Here is a 16,667-nt window from a genome sequence, read left to right as displayed (position 1 = left end):
ATGGCGTACCGCATTCCCGCCCGCCTCGTCCTCGCCGCCGCCCTGTCGCTCGCCGCCGCGCCGGCCGCCCTGGCGCAGGACGCGCCGGCGAGCGAGGACGCGCGCGGCGACCGGCCGGCCGCGGAGCGCGACGCGCTCGGCCGGCCGCCGACCGCCGACCGGATCGATCCCGAGCGCTTCGGCGAGGCGCCGGACGCCGCCTACGGCGCCTTCCAGCGCGGGCTCTACATCACCGCGCTGAACCTCGCCCTGCCGCGCGCGGAGGCCGGCGATGCCGCCGCCCAGACGCTGGCGGCCGAGATCTACGCCCGCGGCCTCGGCGTGCCGCGCGACGGCGAGGCGGCCGCGCGCTGGTATGCCCGGGCGGCCGAGCAGGACGTCGCGGAGGCGCAGTTCCAATACGCGCTGATGCTGCTCGACGGCCGCTATGTCGACAAGGACGCCGAGCGCGCCTTCGCGCTGATGCGCGAGGCGGCCGAGAACGGCAACCCGCTCGCCCAGTTCAACTACGCCCAGATGATCCTCGACCGCGAGGCCGGCTTCGAGAGCACCGAGCGCGCGGTTCGCTACTACGAGATGGCGGCCGAGGCCGGCCTGCCCGACGCGCAGTACGCGATGGCGCAGGTGCATGCCAACGGCGCCGGCGGCCGGCCGCAGGACGAGGCGGCGGCGCGCCGCTGGCTGGCGCGCGCCGCCCGCCAGGGCTACGACACCGCACAGCTCGACCTCGGCACCTGGCTGGTCGAGGGACGCGGCGGCGAAGCCGATCCCGAGGCCGGCTTCGCCTGGCTGAAGCGCGCCGCCGAGGGCGGCAACGTGGCCGCCCAGAACCGCCTCGCCAAGCTCTACCGCGCCGGCGTCGGCACCGAGCCCGACCCGGTCGTGGCGGCGGCCTGGTATGTGCTGGCGCGCCGCGCCGGCCTCGTCGACCCGACGCTCGAGGGCTTCATGGAGGGGCTGACGCCCGAGCAGCGCCGCGCCGCCATCGAGCAGGCCAACCGGCTGCGCTGACGCGCCGCGCCGGGCGCCCGCCGCCGCCCGTCGCGTCTTGCCACGGGCGGCGAAGTGTGGTCTTGAGGCGCCCGAAATCCAGCCTTTTCGCGCGCGCCCAGCGCGCAGCTCCGGGAACTGACTGATGAAGATCAACGGAAACGAGATCCGGCCGGGCAACGTGATCGAGCACAATGGCGGCTTGTGGGTCGCGGTGAAGACGAACCACGTCAAGCCCGGCAAGGGCGGCGCCTACAACCAGGTCGAGCTCAAGAACCTGATCGACGGCACCAAGACCAACGAGCGCTTCCGCTCGGCGGAGACGGTCGAGCGCGTGCGCCTCGAGCAGAAGGACTTCACCTATCTCTACGAGCAGGGCGATGCGCTCGTCTTCATGGACAGCGAGAGCTACGAGCAGCTCGAGCTGCAGAAGGACTTCGTCGGCGAGCGTGCCGCCTTCCTGCAGGACGGCATGACGGTGACCGTTGAGCTCTACGACGACAAGCCGATCGGCGTGTCGCTGCCCGACCAGGTGACGCTCGAGGTCAGCGAGGCCGACCCGGTGGTCAAGGGCCAGACCGCGGCCTCCTCCTACAAGCCCGCGGTGATGGAGAACGGCGTGCGCGTGATGGTGCCGCCGTTCGTCTCCGCCGGCGAGCGCATCGTCGTCGACACCAACGAGATCACCTACGTGCGCCGCGCCGACTGACGGCGCGGCACGCCCAAATTTCGGATACCGGCTGACACAATGGCGCGCTCCGCGATCATCAACGTCATGGTTCAGGCCGCCATCAAGGCCGGCCGCGCGCTGGCGCGCGACTTCGGCGAGGTGCAGAACCTGCAGGTCTCGCTCAAGGGGCCGGGCGACTACGTCACGCAGGCCGACCGGCGCGCCGAGGACATTCTCTACAACGAGCTGTCGCGCGCCCGGCCGGGCTATTCCTTCCTGATGGAGGAGCGCGGCGCGATCGAGGGCCAGGATTCGCAGCACCGCTGGATCGTCGATCCGCTCGACGGCACCACCAACTTCATGCACGGCATCCCGATCTTCTCGGTGTCGATCGCGCTGGAGCGCCAGGGCCAGCTCGTCGCCGGCCTCGTCTACAACCCGGCGATGGACGAGCTCTACACGGCCGAGCGCGGCGGCGGCGCCTTCATGAACGACCGCCGGCTGCGCGTCGCCGCGCGCCGCCGGCTGTCGGACGCCGTCGTCGGCACCGGCATCCCGCATCTCGGCCGCGGCCGGCACGGCCAGGCGCTGCTCGACCTGCGCCACGTGATGCCGGAGACCGCCGGCATCCGCCGCCTCGGCTCGGCCGCGCTCGACCTCGCCTATGTCGCGGCCGGTCGCTTCGACGGCTTCTGGGAAGACGGCCTGGCGCCGTGGGATCTGGCCGCCGGCATTCTGCTGGTGCGCGAGGCGGGCGGCTTCGCCACCGACCGCAAGGGCGGCCAGGCGATCTTCGACAGCGGCTCGGTGGTGGCCGGCAACGACGCCATCCACGGCGCGCTGCTCAGCGCGCTCGCGCGCCAGCCGGCGGCGCGCTGACGCGCCGCGCGCGAACGGCGCCGGACCGCTCGCGCGCCGCCGTGAGCAAACTTTCAATTTCGTCACAATTCCGTTTAGAGTCGCCCGCAGTTCTTGATGCGGCAACCAGTTCGAGGCGCAGATGGCATTGCTGAAATCGCTGGGCGCGGATCGGCTGGCGGCCGATTCCGACTTCGATCCGCGCACGCTGTCGAGCCCGCAGGTCTTCCTGCTGTCGATGCTGGTCTTCCTTGCCATCTCCGGCTTCGTCGCGGCCATCCTCTATCGCCAGATCGCCGAGGCCTTCCGCACCAATCCGGGCCTCAACGGGCTCATTCTCGGCGTGCTGGCGGTCGGCATCCTGCTCGCCTTCATGCAGGTCATCCGGCTGTTCCGCGAGGTGCGCTGGGTCAATTCCTTCCGCGCCGGCACCGAGGTCACCGAGCCGGTCCTGCTGGCGCCGATGAAGGCGCTCCTGAGCCGCTCCTCGTCGATGGCGCTGTCGACCACCTCGATGCGCTCGATCCTCGATTCCATCGCCACGCGGCTCGACGAGAGCCGCGACATCTCGCGCTACCTGATCGGGCTGCTGGTCTTTCTCGGCCTGCTCGGCACCTTCTGGGGCCTCCTGCAGACGATCGGCTCGATCGGCGACACCATCCAGTCGCTCGACCCGGCCTCCGGCAACGCCAACGACATCCTCGACGCGCTGAAGTCCGGGCTCGCCGCGCCGCTCGACGGCATGGGCACCGCGTTCTCCTCGTCGCTGTTCGGCCTCGCCGGCTCGCTGATCCTCGGCTTTCTCGACCTGCAGGCCGGGCGCGCCCAGAACCGCTTCTACACCGAGCTCGAGAACTGGCTGTCGACGGTCACCGACCTCGGCTCCGACCTGTCGGTCGACGGCGCCAAGGGCGGCCAGCCGACCGAGGAGCTGCGCCAGCTTTCCGAGCGCCTGCAGGCGATGCAGGAGGCGGGCGGCCAGCACAATCCGCGCGTCGCCGCCTCGATGGCCGCGCTCGCCGACGGCATCTCCGGCCTGGTCAAGAACATGCGCCACGAGCAGCAGATGATGCGCGACTGGGTCGAGGCGCAGGCGCGCGACCAGAAGGCGCTGCGCGAGACGCTGGAGCGCATCGCCAAGGCGCTCGACCGCAACGGGAAGGACTGACATGGCGCTGGCGCGCGCACGCCGTCGCGACCGCGGGGTCGACTACTGGCCGGGCTTCGTCGACGCCCTGGCGACGCTGCTGCTCGCCATCATGTTCCTGCTGTCGGTGTTCGTGCTGGCGCAGTTCTTCCTGAGCCAGGAGATCACCGGCAAGGACGCCGTGCTCAACCGGCTGAACGCCCAGATCAACGAGCTGACCCAGCTTCTGGCGCTCGAGCGCGCCAACACCCAGGACGCCGAGGACGCGCTCGCCAGCCTGCGCGCCTCGCTGTCGGAAACGGAAGCCGAGCGCTCGCGCCTCGAGGAGCTTCTGGCCCGCGACGCCGGCCGCAGCGAGGCGGCCAGCGCGCGCGTCGGCGCGCTGTCGGAGCGGCTCGACGAGGAGCGCCAGATCAGCCAGCGCGCGCTGTCGCAGGTCGAGCTTCTCAACCAGCAGATCTCCGCCCTGCGCCAGCAGATCGGCGCGCTCGAGGCGGCGCTGGAGATCTCCGAGGAGCGCGACCGCGAATCGAACGCCAAGATCGCCGACCTCGGCCGCCGGCTCAACGTGGCGCTCGCCCAGCGCGTGCAGGAGCTCAACCGCTACCGCTCCGACTTCTTCGGCCGGCTGCGCGAGATCCTGTCCGACCGCGAGAACATCCGCATCGTCGGCGACCGCTTCGTCTTCCAGTCCGAGGTGCTGTTCCCGTCTGGCTCCGACGTCATCAACGACGCCGGCCGCGAGGAGATGCGCAAGCTCGCCGAGGCGATCAAGGACCTGCAGCGCGAGATCCCGCCGGAGATCAACTGGGTGCTGCGCGTCGACGGCCACACCGACAACGTGCCGGTGTCGGGCAGCGGCCGCTTCGCCGACAACTGGGAGCTGTCGAGCGCGCGCGCCACCTCGGTCGTCAAGTTCCTGATCGACAACGGCGTGCCGGCCGAGCGGCTGGTCGCCGCCGGCTTCGGCGAATTCCAGCCGCTCGACGAGGCCGATACGCCGGAGGCGCGCGCGCGCAACCGGCGCATCGAGCTCAAGCTGACCGAGCGCTGACCGTGATGGCCGGGCGCGGCGGGGCGGACGTCAGGCGTTCCGGCGCGGCCGCCCTCGTCCTCGCGCTGCTGCTCGCCCTCGCCGCCGCGCTGCCCGCCGGCGCGCAGAACCAGCCGGCCGGGCCGATCAGCGCCGCCGGCGAGACCGGCGCCGACGCCGACGCCGACATCCGCATCGACCGCCGGCTTGAGGCGATCTTCGACGAGATCGACGGCCTGGCGCAGGTCTCGGCCACCGTGCGCTCGGGCGTCGTCACGCTGCGCGGCACCGTCGCGGAGGCCGAGTTGGCGCTGCGCGCGGAGGAGCTGGCCGGCCGCGTCGAGGGCGTCGTCGCGGTGCGCAACGCCATCGAGGAGACCACCGCGGTCTCCGAGCGCATCGTGCCGGTCTACGAGCGGCTCGCCGCGCGGCTGGCGCAGTTCGCCGGCTATCTGCCGCTGGTCGCCGTCGCCGGGCTGCTGTTCGCGCTGATCGCGCTGGCCGGCGCCTGGGTGGCGGCGCGCGACTGGCCGTGGGGCCGGCTGGCGCCGAACGCCTTCATCGCCGGCCTCATGCGCCAGCTCGTGCGCATCGTCTTCGTCGCCGCCGGCGCGCTGGTCGCGCTCGACATCCTCGGCGCCACCGCGCTGCTCGGCACCATCCTGGGTGCGGCCGGCATCGTCGGCCTGGCCGTCGGCTTCGCGGTGCGCGACACGGTGGAGAACTACATCGCCAGCATCCTCCTGTCGGTGCGCCAGCCGTTCCGGCCGAACGACTACATCCGCATCGGCGAGGAGGAGGGCAGCGTCATCATGCTGACCTCGCGCGCCACCATCCTGATGGACCTCGACGGCAACCACATCCGCATCCCCAACGCCGTCGTCTTCAAGGGCATCATCCGCAACTACACGCGCAACCCCGAACGCCGCTTCACCGTCGCGCTGGGCATCGACCCGGCGGCCAACCTGCGCGCCGCGCTCGACCTCGGGCTGGCGACGCTCGCCGAGCAGCCCTTCGTGCTCGACGACCCCGCCCCCGACGCGTGGATCGAGACGATCGGCGATTCCACCGTCGCGCTCGCCTTCACCGGCTGGGTCGACCAGTCGGTGACGAGCTTCGTGCATGCCCGCAGCGAGGCGATCCGCCTGGTCAAGCTGGCCCTCGAGCAGGCCGGCTACGCGCTGCCCGAACCGGGCTACCGCGTGCGCCTGGAAGGCATGGCCGGGCCGCCCGCCGGGACGCCGCCGGCCCGACCGGCGCCGGAGCCGCCGCCCGCCGCCGCCGAGACGACGCAGGCCGCGGCAACCGGGGCGGAGACCGTCATCAGCCGCAAGGCGGCCGAGGAGCGCGCCCGCTCCGACCGCAACGACCTTCTCGACGAGCGGGCGCCGCAGGAGATCGAATAGCCGCGCTCCGGCGCGGCGCGACAGGGGGGAGGAGTGGCCATGGCCGATGCGGACGCGATCGTGGTGGGGGCCGGGCTCGCCGGGCTGGCGGCCGCCGCCGAGCTGGCCGACGCGGGCCGGCGCGTCGTCATCGTCGAGCAGGAGGGCGACAACAGCGTCGGCGGCCAGGCCTTCTGGTCGCTCGGCGGCCTGTTCTTCGTCGACAGCCCCGAGCAGCGCCGGCTGCGCATCCGCGACAGCCGTGCGCTCGCCTGGCAGGACTGGCTCGGCTCGGCCGGCTTCGACCGTGCCGAGGACCACTGGCCGCGCCGCGTCGCCGAAGCCTATGTCGATTTCGCCGCCGGCGAGATGCGCTCCTGGCTGCACGGCATGGGCATGCGCTGGTTTCCCGTCGTCGGCTGGGCCGAGCGCGGCGGCGGCCACGCGCATGGCCACGGCAATTCGGTGCCGCGCTTCCACATCACCTGGGGCACCGGGCCGGGCGTCGTCGCGCCGTTCGAGCGGCGCGTGCGCGCGCATGCCGCCGCCGGCCGCATCGCGCTCAGGTTCCGCCATCGCGTCGACCGCCTGGTGCGCGACAACGGCGCCGTCACCGGCGTCGCCGGCACCGTGCTCGCCCCCTCCACGGTCGCGCGCGGCCAGTCCTCCGGCCGCGACCCGGTCGGCGCGTTCGCGCTGTCGGCCGGCGCCGTGGTCGTCGCCTCGGGCGGCATCGGCGGCAATTTCGAGCTGGTCCGGCAGAACTGGCCGCAAGACCGACTCGGCCCGCCGCCGGCCGAGATGGTCGCCGGCGTGCCCGACCACGTCGACGGCCGCATGATCGGCATCGCCGCCGAGGCCGGCGCCGCCGTCGTCAACGCCGACCGCATGTGGCACTACACCGAGGGCGTGCGCAACTGGGCGCCGATCTGGCCGAACCACGGCATCCGCATCCTGCCCGGCCCCTCCTCGATGTGGTTCGACTCCGCCGGCAACCGGCTGCCGGCGCCCTGCCTGCCCGGCTTCGACACGCTCGCCACGCTGCGCCACATCCTGGCCACCGGCCACGCCTATTCCTGGTTCATCCTCACCCAGAAGATCATCGAGAAGGAGTTCGCCCTGTCGGGCTCCGAGCAGAATCCCGACCTCACGTCCGGCAGCTGGCGCCAGGTGCTGAAGAGCCGGCGCGGCGCCGGCGCGCCGCCGCCCGTCGAGGCGTTCAAGGAACGGGGCGAGGACTTCATCGTGCGCCGCACGCTGCCCGAGCTGGTCGCGGCGATGAACGCGCTCGCCGGCGACGGGCGGCTCGACGCCGACCACATCGAGCGCCAGATCGCCGCCCGCGACCGCGAGCTCGACAACCCCTTCTGCAAGGACGCGCAGGTGACCGCCATCCGCGGCGCGCGCGGCTATCTCGGCGACCGGCTGATCCGCACCGCCGCGCCGCACAAGCTGCTCGACCCGGCGAACGGGCCGCTGATCGCGGTGCGGCTCAACGTGCTGACGCGCAAGACGCTGGGCGGGCTGCACACCGATCTCGACGCGCGCGCGCTCGACGCCGACGGCGCCGTCGTTCCCGGCCTCTACGCGGCCGGCGAGGCGGCCGGCTTCGGCGGCGGCGGCTATCACGGCTACAATGCGCTGGAGGGCACCTTTCTCGGCGGCTGCATCTTCTCCGGCCGGGCGGCCGGCCGGCACGCCGCTCAGGCGGTCTGACCGTCCGCCAGCGCGCGCTCGATCAGCGCCGCCTTGGCGCGATCCTTCGAGCGGCCGAACAGGCGCATCAGCGCGGCCTGCTCGGCGGGTTCGGCGACGAACACCCGCCCGCCGGCGACCGCGACCGGGCGCCGGGTGGCAAGGCGCACCCACTGCCAGCCCTGCCCGTCGCGCACCCGCAGATCGCCCATCACCTCGATGTCGAGCGCCCCGGGGCGCCGCACGCGGACGAAGGGATCGGAGGCGAAGCGCGCGCCGGCCTGCGGCGCGGCTGCCGGCTCCGCCGCCACGCCGAGGCGCGCGAGAAACGCCAGCGCGGTCTCCCGTCCAGCCAGCAGATCGACATCCTGCGGCTCGGCTGCGGCGATGCCGCAAAGCCGCATCGCGGTGCTGCCGATGAGCCACCAGTCGCTGCTGTCTTCCGGCGCCGCCGCGGCGACCGTGGCGAGCGCGGCGGCCAGCGCCGGGCTCATTCCGCCGCGCCGCGGAAGGCGCCGGCTCCGCTCTCGAACTGCAGCCGGGCGAGCCGGGCATAGGTGCCGCCCTTGCGCACCAGGCTCTCGTGCGTGCCTTGCTCGACGATGCGCCCGCCGTCCATCACCAGGATGCGGTCGGCCTTGAGCACGGTCGCCAGCCGGTGCGCGATGACCAGCGTCGTGCGCCCCTCCATCAGCCGCTCCAGCGCCGTCTGCACCAGCGTCTCGCTCTCGGAATCGAGCGCCGAGGTGGCCTCGTCGAGCAGCAGGACCGGCGCGTCGCGCAGGATGGCGCGGGCGATCGCCACGCGCTGGCGCTGGCCGCCAGACAGCGTGACGCCGCGCTCGCCGACCGGCGTGTCGTAGCCCTGGTCGAGCGCGGCGATGAAGTCGTGCGCGAGCGCCGAGCGCGCCGCCGCCTCGATCTCGGCCTGGCTGGCGCCGGGCCGGCCGAAGGCGATGTTGTCGCCGGCGCTGGCGGCGAACACCGCCACGTCCTGCGGCACGATGGCGATGCGCCGGCGCACCGCCGCCGGATCGGCCTCGGCGAGGTCGACGCCGTCGATCGAGACCGCGCCCGACTGCGGATCGTAATAGCGCAGCAGAAGCGAGAACACGGTGCTCTTGCCCGCCCCCGACGGCCCGACGATCGCGACCGTCTCGCCCGGCTCGACGGCGAAGCTCAGCCCCTCGAGCGTCGGCCGGTCGGGACGCGAGGGATAGGCGAAGCGCACGTCGCGGAAGACGACGGCGCCGCGCGCCGGCTCGGGCAGCGGCGTTGGGTCGGCCGGCACGGCGATCGCCGGCTCCTCGATCAGCAGCTCGGTCAGCCGTTCGGCCGCGCCGGCCGCCTGGCTGAGCTCGCCCCACACCTCCGACAGCGCGCCGAGCGCGCCGGCCGCCAGCACCGAGTAGAGCAGGAACTGGCCGAGCGTGCCGGGCGTCATGCCGCCGTCGAGCACCGCGCGCGAGCCGACCCACAGCACCGCCACCACCGAGGCGAAGGTGGCGAAGATGGCGAAGAAGGTGAGGAAGGACCGCGCGAACACGGCCGAGCGCGCCGCGCTGAAGGCGCGCTCCACCGCGCCGCCGTAGCGGTCGGTCACCAGCGCCTCGTTGGTGAAGGCCTGCAGCGTGCGGATGGCGCCGATATGCTCGCTGGCATAGGCGGTGGCGGCGGCCAGCGTGTCCTGCGCCGAGCGCGACTTGCGCCGCACCGAGCGGCCGAAGGCGACCAGCGGAAAGATGATGACGGGGATCGCCACGACCACCAGCAGCGACAGCCGCGGGCTGGTCACCACCATCATGGCGACCGCGCCGATGCCCATGATGACGTTGCGCAGCGCGGTCGAGGCGGTGGCGCCGACCGCCGACTTGATCTGCGTCGTGTCGGCCGTGAGCCGCGAGACGATCTCGCCCGTCTGGGCGCGGTCGAAGAAGCCGGGCGACAGCTCGGTGACGTGGCTGAAGACGTCGCGCCTCAGGTCGGAGACGACGCGCTCGCCGAGCGTGATGACGAAGTAGTAGCGGCAGGCCGAGGCGAAGGCGAGCACGGCCGCGATCACGATCAGCATGGTGAAGTAGTTGGCGATGAAGGCGGAATCGGCTTCCGAGAAGCCATGGTCGATCATCCGCCGCACGGCGACCGGCAGGGTCAGCGTGGTCGCCGCCGCCAGCACCAGGAAGAACACCGCGCCGGCCAGCAGCCCGCGATAGCGCCCGAGATAAGGAAACAGCCGCCGCAGCGGGCGCAGCGAACGGCGTTTCTGCTCGTCGGTGAGGGGGCTTGTCTGCGCCATCTGCCGCTCGTCTCGTCTTTTTCTGCCGCCGGGCCCCGGCCTTGTGCTCGCATGCCGGCTGATGTATAGGCGTCGCCGACGCATCGGAAGCCGTAGCCGCCCGCGGCCGCGGCTTCAAGTTTTTGCGTGCGGGCGACTTTGCCGCAGCCGCCGCGCCGGCGCCCGCCGCAGGACAGATCCAAGGACCCGCAGGACAGACCGATGAAAGCCGACATCCATCCCGACTACCACACGATCAAGGTCGTCATGACCGACGGCACCGAGTACGAGACGCGCTCGACCTGGGGCAAGGAGGGCGACACGCTGCACCTCGACATCGACCCCACGACGCACCCCGCCTGGACCGGCGGCCAGCAGACGCTGCTCGACCGCGGCGGCCGGCTGTCGAAGTTCAAGAAGCGCTACGAGGGCCTCGGCATCTGAGCCCCGGCGCCTCGCGCGAAACGACGAAAGGCCCCCCGCGCGGGGCCTTTTTTCTTGCCGCAACGCTGGAGCGGCGACCGGGTGTCGACGGCGCCTGGAGACGCTCCGGGCCTCGATCGCCGGAATGACGGGCCGGCGAACGGCGACGGCGAGCCCGGCCCGCCACCCTTTGGCAACCGGCGGGGGCGCGTGTTATCACGCCCCGGTGATGATCACCGACATCGAAGACTATTTCGCGAAAGGCTGCGGGCGGTGCGGGCGCTTCGACACGCAAGGCTGCTCGACGCGGGTCTGGCAGAGCGGCCTTGCGAGGCTTCGCGACATCTGCCTTGCCGCCGGGCTCGCGGAGACGGTCAAGTGGGGGCACCCCTGCTACATGCACGCCGGCCGCAACATCGCGATCATCGGCGCGTTCCAGAGCAACTTCCGTCTCAGCTTCTTCGACGCGGCACTGCTGGAGGACCCCGAGGGCGTTCTGGAAAGGCAGGGGCCGAACACCCGCCATCCCGACATGATCCGCTTCACCTCCAACGACGGGCCCGCGAGGATGGAGCCGGTGATCCGCGCCTATCTGGAGGAGGCGAAGGGCCACGCCGAGGCCGGCAGGAAGCCGCCGAAGGACGACGGCGCCCTGCCGCTGCCCGATGAGCTCGTGGCGGCGCTGGACGCCGACCCGGCGCTGGCGGAGGCGTTCCACGCGCTGACGCGGGGCCGCCAGAAGAGCTATGTCATCGACCTCAACGGCGCGAAGAAGCCCGAGACCCGCGTGAACCGGATCGAGAAGTTCCGCGACAGGATCATTGCCGGCAAGGGCGCGACGGAGCGCTGACGCGGGGCCTCGTCGTGCCGGCTTCGCCCGCGTGCATGCGGCGCGGGACGCCCCCGCCCGGCGGCACCGGGCCGTCGCGCGCGGCCGCCGCCGGTCCGCCTCAGGCGGCGCTCAGCCGCGCCATCGTCTCGTCGTCGACCTCGAAATTGGCGTAGACGTTCTGCACGTCGTCGTCGTCCTCGAGGGTGGCGATCAGCTTGAGGATCGACTGGGCGCGCTCCTCGTCGACCGGGGTGCCGGTCTGCGGCCGCCACACCGGACGCACCGATTCCGCCTCGCCGAGCGCGGCCTCGAGCGCGCCCGTCACGTCGCCGATGTCCTCGAAGGCGCAGGTGATGACGTGGCCGTTCTCGTCGGACTGGACGTCCTCCGCGCCGGCCTCGATCGCCGCCTCCATCACGCGCTCGGCGTCGCCCGCACCGGCCGGATAGACGATCTCGCCGACGCGGTCGAACATGAAGGCCACCGAGCCCGTCTCGCCCATCGAGCCGCCGGCCTTGGTGAAGGCGGCGCGCACGTTGGAGGCGGTGCGGTTGCGGTTGTCGGTCAGGCCCTCGACGATGATCGCCACGCCGCCCGGCCCGTAGCCCTCGTAGCGCACGGTCTCGTAGCTCTCGCCGTCGCCGCCGGAGGCCTTCTTGATGGCGCGCTCAATGTTGTCCTTGGGCATCGACTGCGCCTTGGCGTTCTGCACCGCCAGGCGCAGCCGCGGGTTCATCGCCGGATCGGGCAGGCCTTCCTTGGCAGCGACGGTGATCTCGCGCGCCAGCTTGGAAAACATCTTCGACTTGGCCGCGTCCTGACGGCCCTTGCGGTGCATGATGTTCTTGAATTGCGAATGGCCGGCCATGGGGCTCCTGTTCGAAAAGACACGCCGTTTGTTCCGGAATGGCGCGCGTTATAGTGAATTTGCCGGCGAGCGTCCAGAAGTCGCGCGCGGACGGCGCGCTCGCGAAAAGTTGAACGCGGCGGCCCGCACGGCAGCCCGCGGAGCGGCTTACCATGCGCCTCTGACGACGACCGCAATGCCGTTGCCCGGGAGGCCCGTGATGCATCCGCTCCGCCTTGTCGCCGCTTTCGCCCTCGCTCTCGGCGCGCTTGCCGCCGCCGCCCCCGCGCACGCCCAGGCCGACGGCGAGCCGGTCGCCAGCAGTTGCCTAGCGGTGGCCGAGGCGCTGCCCGACGTCGTCTACGCCAGCCTGGCGCCCGGCGCCGCGGCGGCACCGGCCGGCGGACGCGACGCCGCGGTCACCATCACCTATGCCGGCCACTCGACCTATCTGATCGACACGCCCGGCGGCGTGCGCATCGCCACCGATTTCAGCGGCCGCTACGGCGCCGAGCCGCCGCCGCGGGTGGCGACCATGAACAAGGCGCACTCGACCCACTTCACGCCCTTCCCCGACCCGCGCATCGAGCACGTGCTGCCCGGCTGGAACCCCGACGGCGGACCGGCGCGCCACGCGCTGGTCGTCGACGACGTCTACATCCGCAACGTGACGACCGACATCCGCCGCTACGGCACCATGGAGCCGAACGCCAACTCGATCTTCATCTTCGAGGTGGCCGGGCTGTGCATCGGCCATCTCGGCCACCTGCACCACCGGCTGGAGGACGCCCACTACGCCGCGATCGGCCGGCTCGACGTGGTCATGGTGCCGATCGACGGCGGCATGACCATGTCGCTTCCGGGCATGAGCGAGATCACGCAGCGGCTCTACGCCTCGATCGTGCTGCCGATGCACCGGCACGCCACGCCGATCGGCAGCTTCACCGCGATGATGGGCGAGGCCTTCGACGTCGACTTCCGCGACACGCGCTCGCTGTCGGTGTCGCTGTCGAGCCTGCCGCGGCGTCCCACCATCGTCATCCTGGACGGAGTCTGACGGCGGCCGCCGGGGCGGCCTCGGCCGCCCCCCGCACCTGTCAGTGCCCGCCGGCGCCCTCCGCCTGCAGCGCGCGCTCGCGCCGCCGCTTGCGGCGGGCCAGCATGTTGAGCGCCTCGACCAGCGCCGAGAAGCCCATCGCCGCGTAGATGTAGCCCTTGGGCACGTGGAAGCCCATGCCGTCGGCGATCAGCGTCATGCCGATCATCAGCAGGAAGGCGAGCGCCAGCATGACGATCGTCGGGTTGTCGGCGATGAAGCGCGACAGCGGCTCGGCGGCGATCAGCATCACCGTCACCGCGGCGATGACGGCGATGAACATGATGGCGATCTCGTCGGTCATGCCGACGGCGGTGATAATGGAATCGATCGAGAACACCAGGTCGAGCAGCAGGATCTGGGCGATCGCCGCGCCCGCCGTCAGCGTCGCCGCGCGGCCCACCATGTTCTCCTTGCCGTCCGAGGGATCGACGGAGTGGTGGATCTCCTTGGTCGCCTTCCAGACCAGGAAGATGCCGCCGGCCAGCAGAATGAGGTCGCGCCACGAGAAGGCGTGGCCGAACAGCTCGAACAGCGGGTCGGTGAGCTGCACGATGAAGGAGATGGTGCCGAGCAGCAGCAGCCGCAGCACCAGCGCGCCGGCGATGCCGATGCGCCGCGCGCGCGCCTGCTGCGCCTCCGGCAGCCGGTTGGTCAGGATCGAGATGAAGATCAGGTTGTCGATGCCGAGCACGATCTCGAGCACCACCAGCGTGGCGAGCGCCACCCAGGCCTGCGGGTTGGAGACGAAGGAAAAATGCTCGATGAGCCAGCTCATGGTGCTCCCCCAGCGTTGACGGGATGAAAGGCGTGCGTGTGGCGCCGGTCCGTAACGGCCCGGCGGGCCATCAGTTGCCTCTCCAGAAGGCCGGCACCGCCTCTTCCAGGCGCGGCCCCAGGCGCAGCGGCGCCACCTTCTCGGCCAGCCCCGTGCGGTCGGAGATCTCGACGCCGAGCCCGCAGATGGTGGCCGGCCCGCCCGCCGCCTCGAAGCGGCCGCGCGGCACCTTGAACAGGAACCGGTGGAGCGGCTCCTCCTTGTCCATGCCGAGCGAGGAATCGTAGTCGCCGCACATGCCGGCGTCCGACAGATAGGCCGTGCCGCCGGACAGGATCTGGTGGTCGGCCGTCGGCTGGTGGGTGTGCGTGCCGATGACCGCCGAGACGCGGCCGTCGACGAAATGCGCGAAGCACATCTTCTCCGACGTCGCCTCGGCGTGGAAGTCGACCACCGCGGCGTCGACGTGCTCGCCCAGCCGGCAGGCGGCAAGCTCCGCCTCGGCCGCCTGGAAGGGATCGTCGAGCTCGGGATGCATGAAGACGCGGCCCATGATGTTGGCCACCATCACGCGGGCGCCGTTGCGCGCCTGGTAGACGCCGGAGCCGCGCCCCGGGGTGCCGCGCGGAAAGTTGGCCGGCCGCAGGAAGCGGTCCTCGCGCGGCGCGAACTCGATCGCCTCGCGCTGGTCCCACACGTGGTTGCCGGTGGTCACCACGTCGGCGCCGGCGTCGAGCGTGCGGCGGAAGATCTCCTCGGTGATGCCGAAGCCGCCGGCCGCGTTCTCGCCGTTGACGATCACGAAGTCGAGCCGGAAATCCGAGATCAGGCCGGGCAGCCTCTCCCAGACCGCGGTGCGGCCGGAACGGCCCACCAGATCGCCGAGGAACAGCAGTCTCATCGGCCCATCTATAGGTCGGCGCCGAGGCGGCGCAAGCCGCTTTCGGTCAGGATTTCGGGGATCGGCTGGTCGTGCGGCTCGTCCGGCACGCGCGCCACCTCCTGGCAGTCGAAGGCGACGCCGACGAGCCGCGGCGCGACGCCGCGCTGGCGCAGCGCGGCGATCGCCCGGTCGTAGTAGCCGGCGCCGTAGCCGATGCGGTGGCCGCGCGCGTCGAAGGCGGCGAGCGGCACCAGCATCATCAGCGGCTCCAGCACGGCGGCGTCGGGCCCCGGCCCCTGCGTGCCGTATCCCATGTCGACGAGCGGCGCGCCGCGCGCCATCTCGCGGAAGACGATCGTCGTGCGGTCGAGGATCGCCGGCAGGCACAGCCGCGCGCCGGCCGCGCCGAGCGCGGCCATCAGCGGCCGCACGTCGACCTCCGAGCGCATCGGCCAGAAGCCCGACACGATGGTGCCCGGCGTCACCGCCAGCGCCTCGGCCGTCTCCGCCATCGCCAGCGAGGCCTCGATGCGCCAGCGCACGTCGAGCGCGTCGCGCCGTGCCAGCGCCTCGGCGCGCAGCGTCTTCTTGAGCTGTTGGTCGGACGTCCCCATCGCCGCCTCGATAGCCGCCGCCGCGCGGACGGGCAAGACCGCGGCGCGGCCCGGGCGAAGGGGAAAGAGAGGCGATCCGCGGCAACCGATGGAGAGGTCGATCCCGGGAACCTACAAAGTAGGTGGGCGCCGTATGAAAGGACCCACGGGTCCGAACAGGGACAGCTCCCTTTAGGATCGATAAGGCCCCGGGGAATGTTACTCCTGTCGCGAGGCGCAGAACGCCGAGGCGGAATATAAGGCGCGCCGGCGGGCCGCGCCAGAGGGCAACGGCGATCTTTGCCGGCATTGTTCACTGACAGGCGAACAGACTGTTTTTCAAGCACGAATCCGGTCACGAAGCCGCGACCGGAAGGTCACCCCGCGCTCGCGTCCTGTTGTTTTGAACGTGTTCGCCAGCGGACCCATCTTCCGCTCATCGACGGCGGCCGGCCCCGCGGGGCACCGCCGGATCGACACCAGCAACCGCGGGCCGAGGCCGCAACGGCAGCCCGCAGCAGAAGGGACACCATCATGAACCGCATCCTCATCGCCGCCTTCGCCACCGTCGCCTTCGCCGGCGCCGCCGCCGCGCAGCAGGCGCCGGTCCTGCAGGGCAACTACTCGGCCAACGTGCTCGACCACTACAACGGCGCCAGCGGCGTCGCCGTGGGCGCCGGCGTCGACCGCTTCACCACCGCCGGCATCGAGCGCGCGCCGCGCGCCGACGCGGGCCTGACGGCGTTCGACGAGGACTACGGCCGCTGAGCGAAGCGAAACTTCCGCCGCGCGGTGCCGTGACTCCTCCCCACGACGCCGCATCCCGCGGCAGCGCCGCCCCCGCCGGAGCGACTTCCCGCGTTCCGGCGGCGCGGCGAGACCGACAGACAGAAAGGAACGAGACCATGAAACGCATCCTGATCGCAGCCGCCGCCACGCTGACCTTCGCCGGCGCCGCCGCCGCGCAGCAGGCCCCCTTCCTGCAGGGCGACTATTCGGCGAACGTGCTCGACCGCTTCAACGGCGCCGCCTCCGTCGACCGCATGACGACGTCCTCGGTGGCGCCCGACATGGGCGACGGGATGGCGCCGCGCGAGCGCGGCCCGATCGTCTGGGACGACAATTACGGCCGCTGATCCGGCCGATCCGCACCCCCCCCCCC

At 71.9% G+C, this 16,667-nt stretch carries 18 protein-coding genes and 1 other RNA gene; 12 read left to right on the top strand and 7 right to left on the bottom strand.

What is annotated here, in order from left to right; all coding sequences use genetic code 11:
- From N1F89_RS03800 to N1F89_RS03770, 7 genes are all read left to right on the top strand, one after another.
- Positions 1-1,011, top strand: coding sequence for a tetratricopeptide repeat protein (locus N1F89_RS03800; protein ID WP_290081589.1), 1,011 nt, complete (start codon positions 1-3; stop codon positions 1,009-1,011).
- Positions 1,012-1,135: 124 nt separating this feature from the next.
- Entirely contained in the window at positions 1,136-1,699 is a 564-nt protein-coding gene (gene efp / locus N1F89_RS03795) for an elongation factor P (RefSeq protein WP_290081588.1), read from the top strand.
- Between the two features lie 39 nt (positions 1,700-1,738).
- The gene (locus tag N1F89_RS03790) at positions 1,739-2,539 is read left to right on the top strand and encodes an inositol monophosphatase family protein (RefSeq protein WP_290081587.1); all 801 of its coding nucleotides are present in this window, start codon (positions 1,739-1,741) and stop codon (positions 2,537-2,539) included.
- A gap of 121 nt (positions 2,540-2,660) precedes the next feature.
- Positions 2,661-3,686, top strand: coding sequence for a MotA/TolQ/ExbB proton channel family protein (locus tag N1F89_RS03785; protein WP_290081585.1), 1,026 nt, complete (start codon positions 2,661-2,663; stop codon positions 3,684-3,686).
- Between the two features lies 1 nt (position 3,687).
- Positions 3,688-4,719: a peptidoglycan -binding protein gene (locus N1F89_RS03780; protein WP_290081583.1), complete on the top strand. Its 1,032-nt coding sequence runs from the start codon at positions 3,688-3,690 to the stop codon at positions 4,717-4,719.
- A gap of 5 nt (positions 4,720-4,724) precedes the next feature.
- Positions 4,725-6,104, top strand: a complete 1,380-nt coding sequence (locus N1F89_RS03775; RefSeq protein WP_290081582.1) for a mechanosensitive ion channel family protein — start codon at positions 4,725-4,727, stop codon at positions 6,102-6,104.
- A 39-nt stretch (positions 6,105-6,143) separates the two neighbouring features.
- The gene (locus N1F89_RS03770; RefSeq protein ID WP_290081580.1) at positions 6,144-7,799 is read left to right on the top strand and encodes an FAD-binding dehydrogenase; all 1,656 of its coding nucleotides are present in this window, start codon (positions 6,144-6,146) and stop codon (positions 7,797-7,799) included.
- On the opposite strand, the gene N1F89_RS03765 is transcribed toward N1F89_RS03770, so the two are convergent.
- Positions 7,787-8,272: a hypothetical protein gene (locus tag N1F89_RS03765; protein WP_290081579.1), complete on the bottom strand. Its 486-nt coding sequence runs from the start codon at positions 8,270-8,272 to the stop codon at positions 7,787-7,789. The two genes, N1F89_RS03770 and N1F89_RS03765, sit on opposite strands and share 13 nt — an antisense overlap.
- Entirely contained in the window at positions 8,269-10,074 is a 1,806-nt protein-coding gene (locus N1F89_RS03760; protein WP_290081578.1) for an ABC transporter transmembrane domain-containing protein, read from the bottom strand. Before N1F89_RS03760 ends, N1F89_RS03765 begins: the two co-directional genes overlap by 4 nt.
- Positions 10,075-10,275: 201 nt before the next feature.
- On the opposite strand from N1F89_RS03760, the gene rpmE reads away from it, so the two are divergent.
- Positions 10,276-10,497, top strand: a complete 222-nt coding sequence (rpmE, locus tag N1F89_RS03755; RefSeq protein WP_290081576.1) for a 50S ribosomal protein L31 — start codon at positions 10,276-10,278, stop codon at positions 10,495-10,497.
- 208 nt (positions 10,498-10,705) lie between these two features.
- Positions 10,706-11,326 (top strand): YdeI/OmpD-associated family protein, encoded by a 621-nt coding sequence (locus N1F89_RS03750; RefSeq protein WP_290081575.1) that lies wholly within the window; start codon positions 10,706-10,708, stop codon positions 11,324-11,326.
- Between the two features lie 100 nt (positions 11,327-11,426).
- On the opposite strand, the gene N1F89_RS03745 is transcribed toward N1F89_RS03750, so the two are convergent.
- Entirely contained in the window at positions 11,427-12,176 is a 750-nt protein-coding gene (locus tag N1F89_RS03745) for a YebC/PmpR family DNA-binding transcriptional regulator (protein ID WP_290081574.1), read from the bottom strand.
- Positions 12,177-12,375: 199 nt separating this feature from the next.
- On the opposite strand from N1F89_RS03745, the gene N1F89_RS03740 reads away from it, so the two are divergent.
- Complete coding sequence (locus N1F89_RS03740) at positions 12,376-13,212, top strand: MBL fold metallo-hydrolase (RefSeq protein WP_290081572.1); 837 nt, start codon at positions 12,376-12,378, stop codon at positions 13,210-13,212.
- Between the two features lie 40 nt (positions 13,213-13,252).
- Here the strand turns inward: N1F89_RS03740 and N1F89_RS03735 are convergent, their stop codons facing one another.
- The 4 genes from N1F89_RS03735 to ssrS form a co-directional block, all read right to left on the bottom strand.
- Positions 13,253-14,029 carry a TerC family protein gene (locus N1F89_RS03735; RefSeq protein ID WP_290081570.1) on the bottom strand — a complete coding sequence of 259 codons (777 nt, stop codon included), beginning with the start codon at positions 14,027-14,029 and terminating at the stop codon, positions 13,253-13,255.
- A 70-nt stretch (positions 14,030-14,099) separates the two neighbouring features.
- Positions 14,100-14,930 carry a YmdB family metallophosphoesterase gene (locus N1F89_RS03730; RefSeq protein ID WP_290081567.1) on the bottom strand — a complete coding sequence of 277 codons (831 nt, stop codon included), beginning with the start codon at positions 14,928-14,930 and terminating at the stop codon, positions 14,100-14,102.
- A gap of 8 nt (positions 14,931-14,938) precedes the next feature.
- Entirely contained in the window at positions 14,939-15,526 is a 588-nt protein-coding gene (locus N1F89_RS03725) for a 5-formyltetrahydrofolate cyclo-ligase (RefSeq protein WP_290081566.1), read from the bottom strand.
- A gap of 69 nt (positions 15,527-15,595) precedes the next feature.
- Positions 15,596-15,752: non-coding RNA, 6S RNA (gene ssrS / locus N1F89_RS03720), on the bottom strand.
- Positions 15,753-16,039: 287 nt separating this feature from the next.
- On the opposite strand from ssrS, the gene N1F89_RS03715 reads away from it, so the two are divergent.
- Together N1F89_RS03715 and N1F89_RS03710 are read left to right on the top strand one after the other, a co-directional pair.
- Positions 16,040-16,273 (top strand): hypothetical protein, encoded by a 234-nt coding sequence (locus tag N1F89_RS03715; protein WP_290081564.1) that lies wholly within the window; start codon positions 16,040-16,042, stop codon positions 16,271-16,273.
- 137 nt (positions 16,274-16,410) lie between these two features.
- Positions 16,411-16,641: a hypothetical protein gene (locus tag N1F89_RS03710; protein ID WP_290081563.1), complete on the top strand. Its 231-nt coding sequence runs from the start codon at positions 16,411-16,413 to the stop codon at positions 16,639-16,641.
- Positions 16,642-16,667 lie beyond the last annotated feature (26 nt).

Origin of the sequence: Aquibium sp. A9E412 (assembly GCF_030398335.1) — a bacterium.
Taxonomy (GTDB): Bacteria; Pseudomonadota; Alphaproteobacteria; order Rhizobiales; family Rhizobiaceae; genus A9E412.
Note: the sequence above shows the minus strand (reverse complement) of the source record. Positions and strands in the feature narration are given on the sequence as shown.

Coding starts and splice junctions, on each gene's coding strand:
- N1F89_RS03800 (WP_290081589.1), top strand. CDS start 1: ATGGCGTACCGCATTCCCGCCCGCCTCGTCCTCGCCGCCGCCCTGTCG.
- efp (WP_290081588.1), top strand. CDS start 1,136: ATGAAGATCAACGGAAACGAGATCCGGCCGGGCAACGTGATCGAGCAC.
- N1F89_RS03790 (WP_290081587.1), top strand. CDS start 1,739: ATGGCGCGCTCCGCGATCATCAACGTCATGGTTCAGGCCGCCATCAAG.
- N1F89_RS03785 (WP_290081585.1), top strand. CDS start 2,661: ATGGCATTGCTGAAATCGCTGGGCGCGGATCGGCTGGCGGCCGATTCC.
- N1F89_RS03780 (WP_290081583.1), top strand. CDS start 3,688: ATGGCGCTGGCGCGCGCACGCCGTCGCGACCGCGGGGTCGACTACTGG.
- N1F89_RS03775 (WP_290081582.1), top strand. CDS start 4,725: ATGGCCGGGCGCGGCGGGGCGGACGTCAGGCGTTCCGGCGCGGCCGCC.
- N1F89_RS03770 (WP_290081580.1), top strand. CDS start 6,144: ATGGCCGATGCGGACGCGATCGTGGTGGGGGCCGGGCTCGCCGGGCTG.
- N1F89_RS03765 (WP_290081579.1), bottom strand. CDS start 8,272: ATGAGCCCGGCGCTGGCCGCCGCGCTCGCCACGGTCGCCGCGGCGGCG.
- N1F89_RS03760 (WP_290081578.1), bottom strand. CDS start 10,074: ATGGCGCAGACAAGCCCCCTCACCGACGAGCAGAAACGCCGTTCGCTG.
- rpmE (WP_290081576.1), top strand. CDS start 10,276: ATGAAAGCCGACATCCATCCCGACTACCACACGATCAAGGTCGTCATG.
- N1F89_RS03750 (WP_290081575.1), top strand. CDS start 10,706: ATGATCACCGACATCGAAGACTATTTCGCGAAAGGCTGCGGGCGGTGC.
- N1F89_RS03745 (WP_290081574.1), bottom strand. CDS start 12,176: ATGGCCGGCCATTCGCAATTCAAGAACATCATGCACCGCAAGGGCCGT.
- N1F89_RS03740 (WP_290081572.1), top strand. CDS start 12,376: ATGCATCCGCTCCGCCTTGTCGCCGCTTTCGCCCTCGCTCTCGGCGCG.
- N1F89_RS03735 (WP_290081570.1), bottom strand. CDS start 14,029: ATGAGCTGGCTCATCGAGCATTTTTCCTTCGTCTCCAACCCGCAGGCC.
- N1F89_RS03730 (WP_290081567.1), bottom strand. CDS start 14,930: ATGAGACTGCTGTTCCTCGGCGATCTGGTGGGCCGTTCCGGCCGCACC.
- N1F89_RS03725 (WP_290081566.1), bottom strand. CDS start 15,526: ATGGGGACGTCCGACCAACAGCTCAAGAAGACGCTGCGCGCCGAGGCG.
- N1F89_RS03715 (WP_290081564.1), top strand. CDS start 16,040: ATGAACCGCATCCTCATCGCCGCCTTCGCCACCGTCGCCTTCGCCGGC.
- N1F89_RS03710 (WP_290081563.1), top strand. CDS start 16,411: ATGAAACGCATCCTGATCGCAGCCGCCGCCACGCTGACCTTCGCCGGC.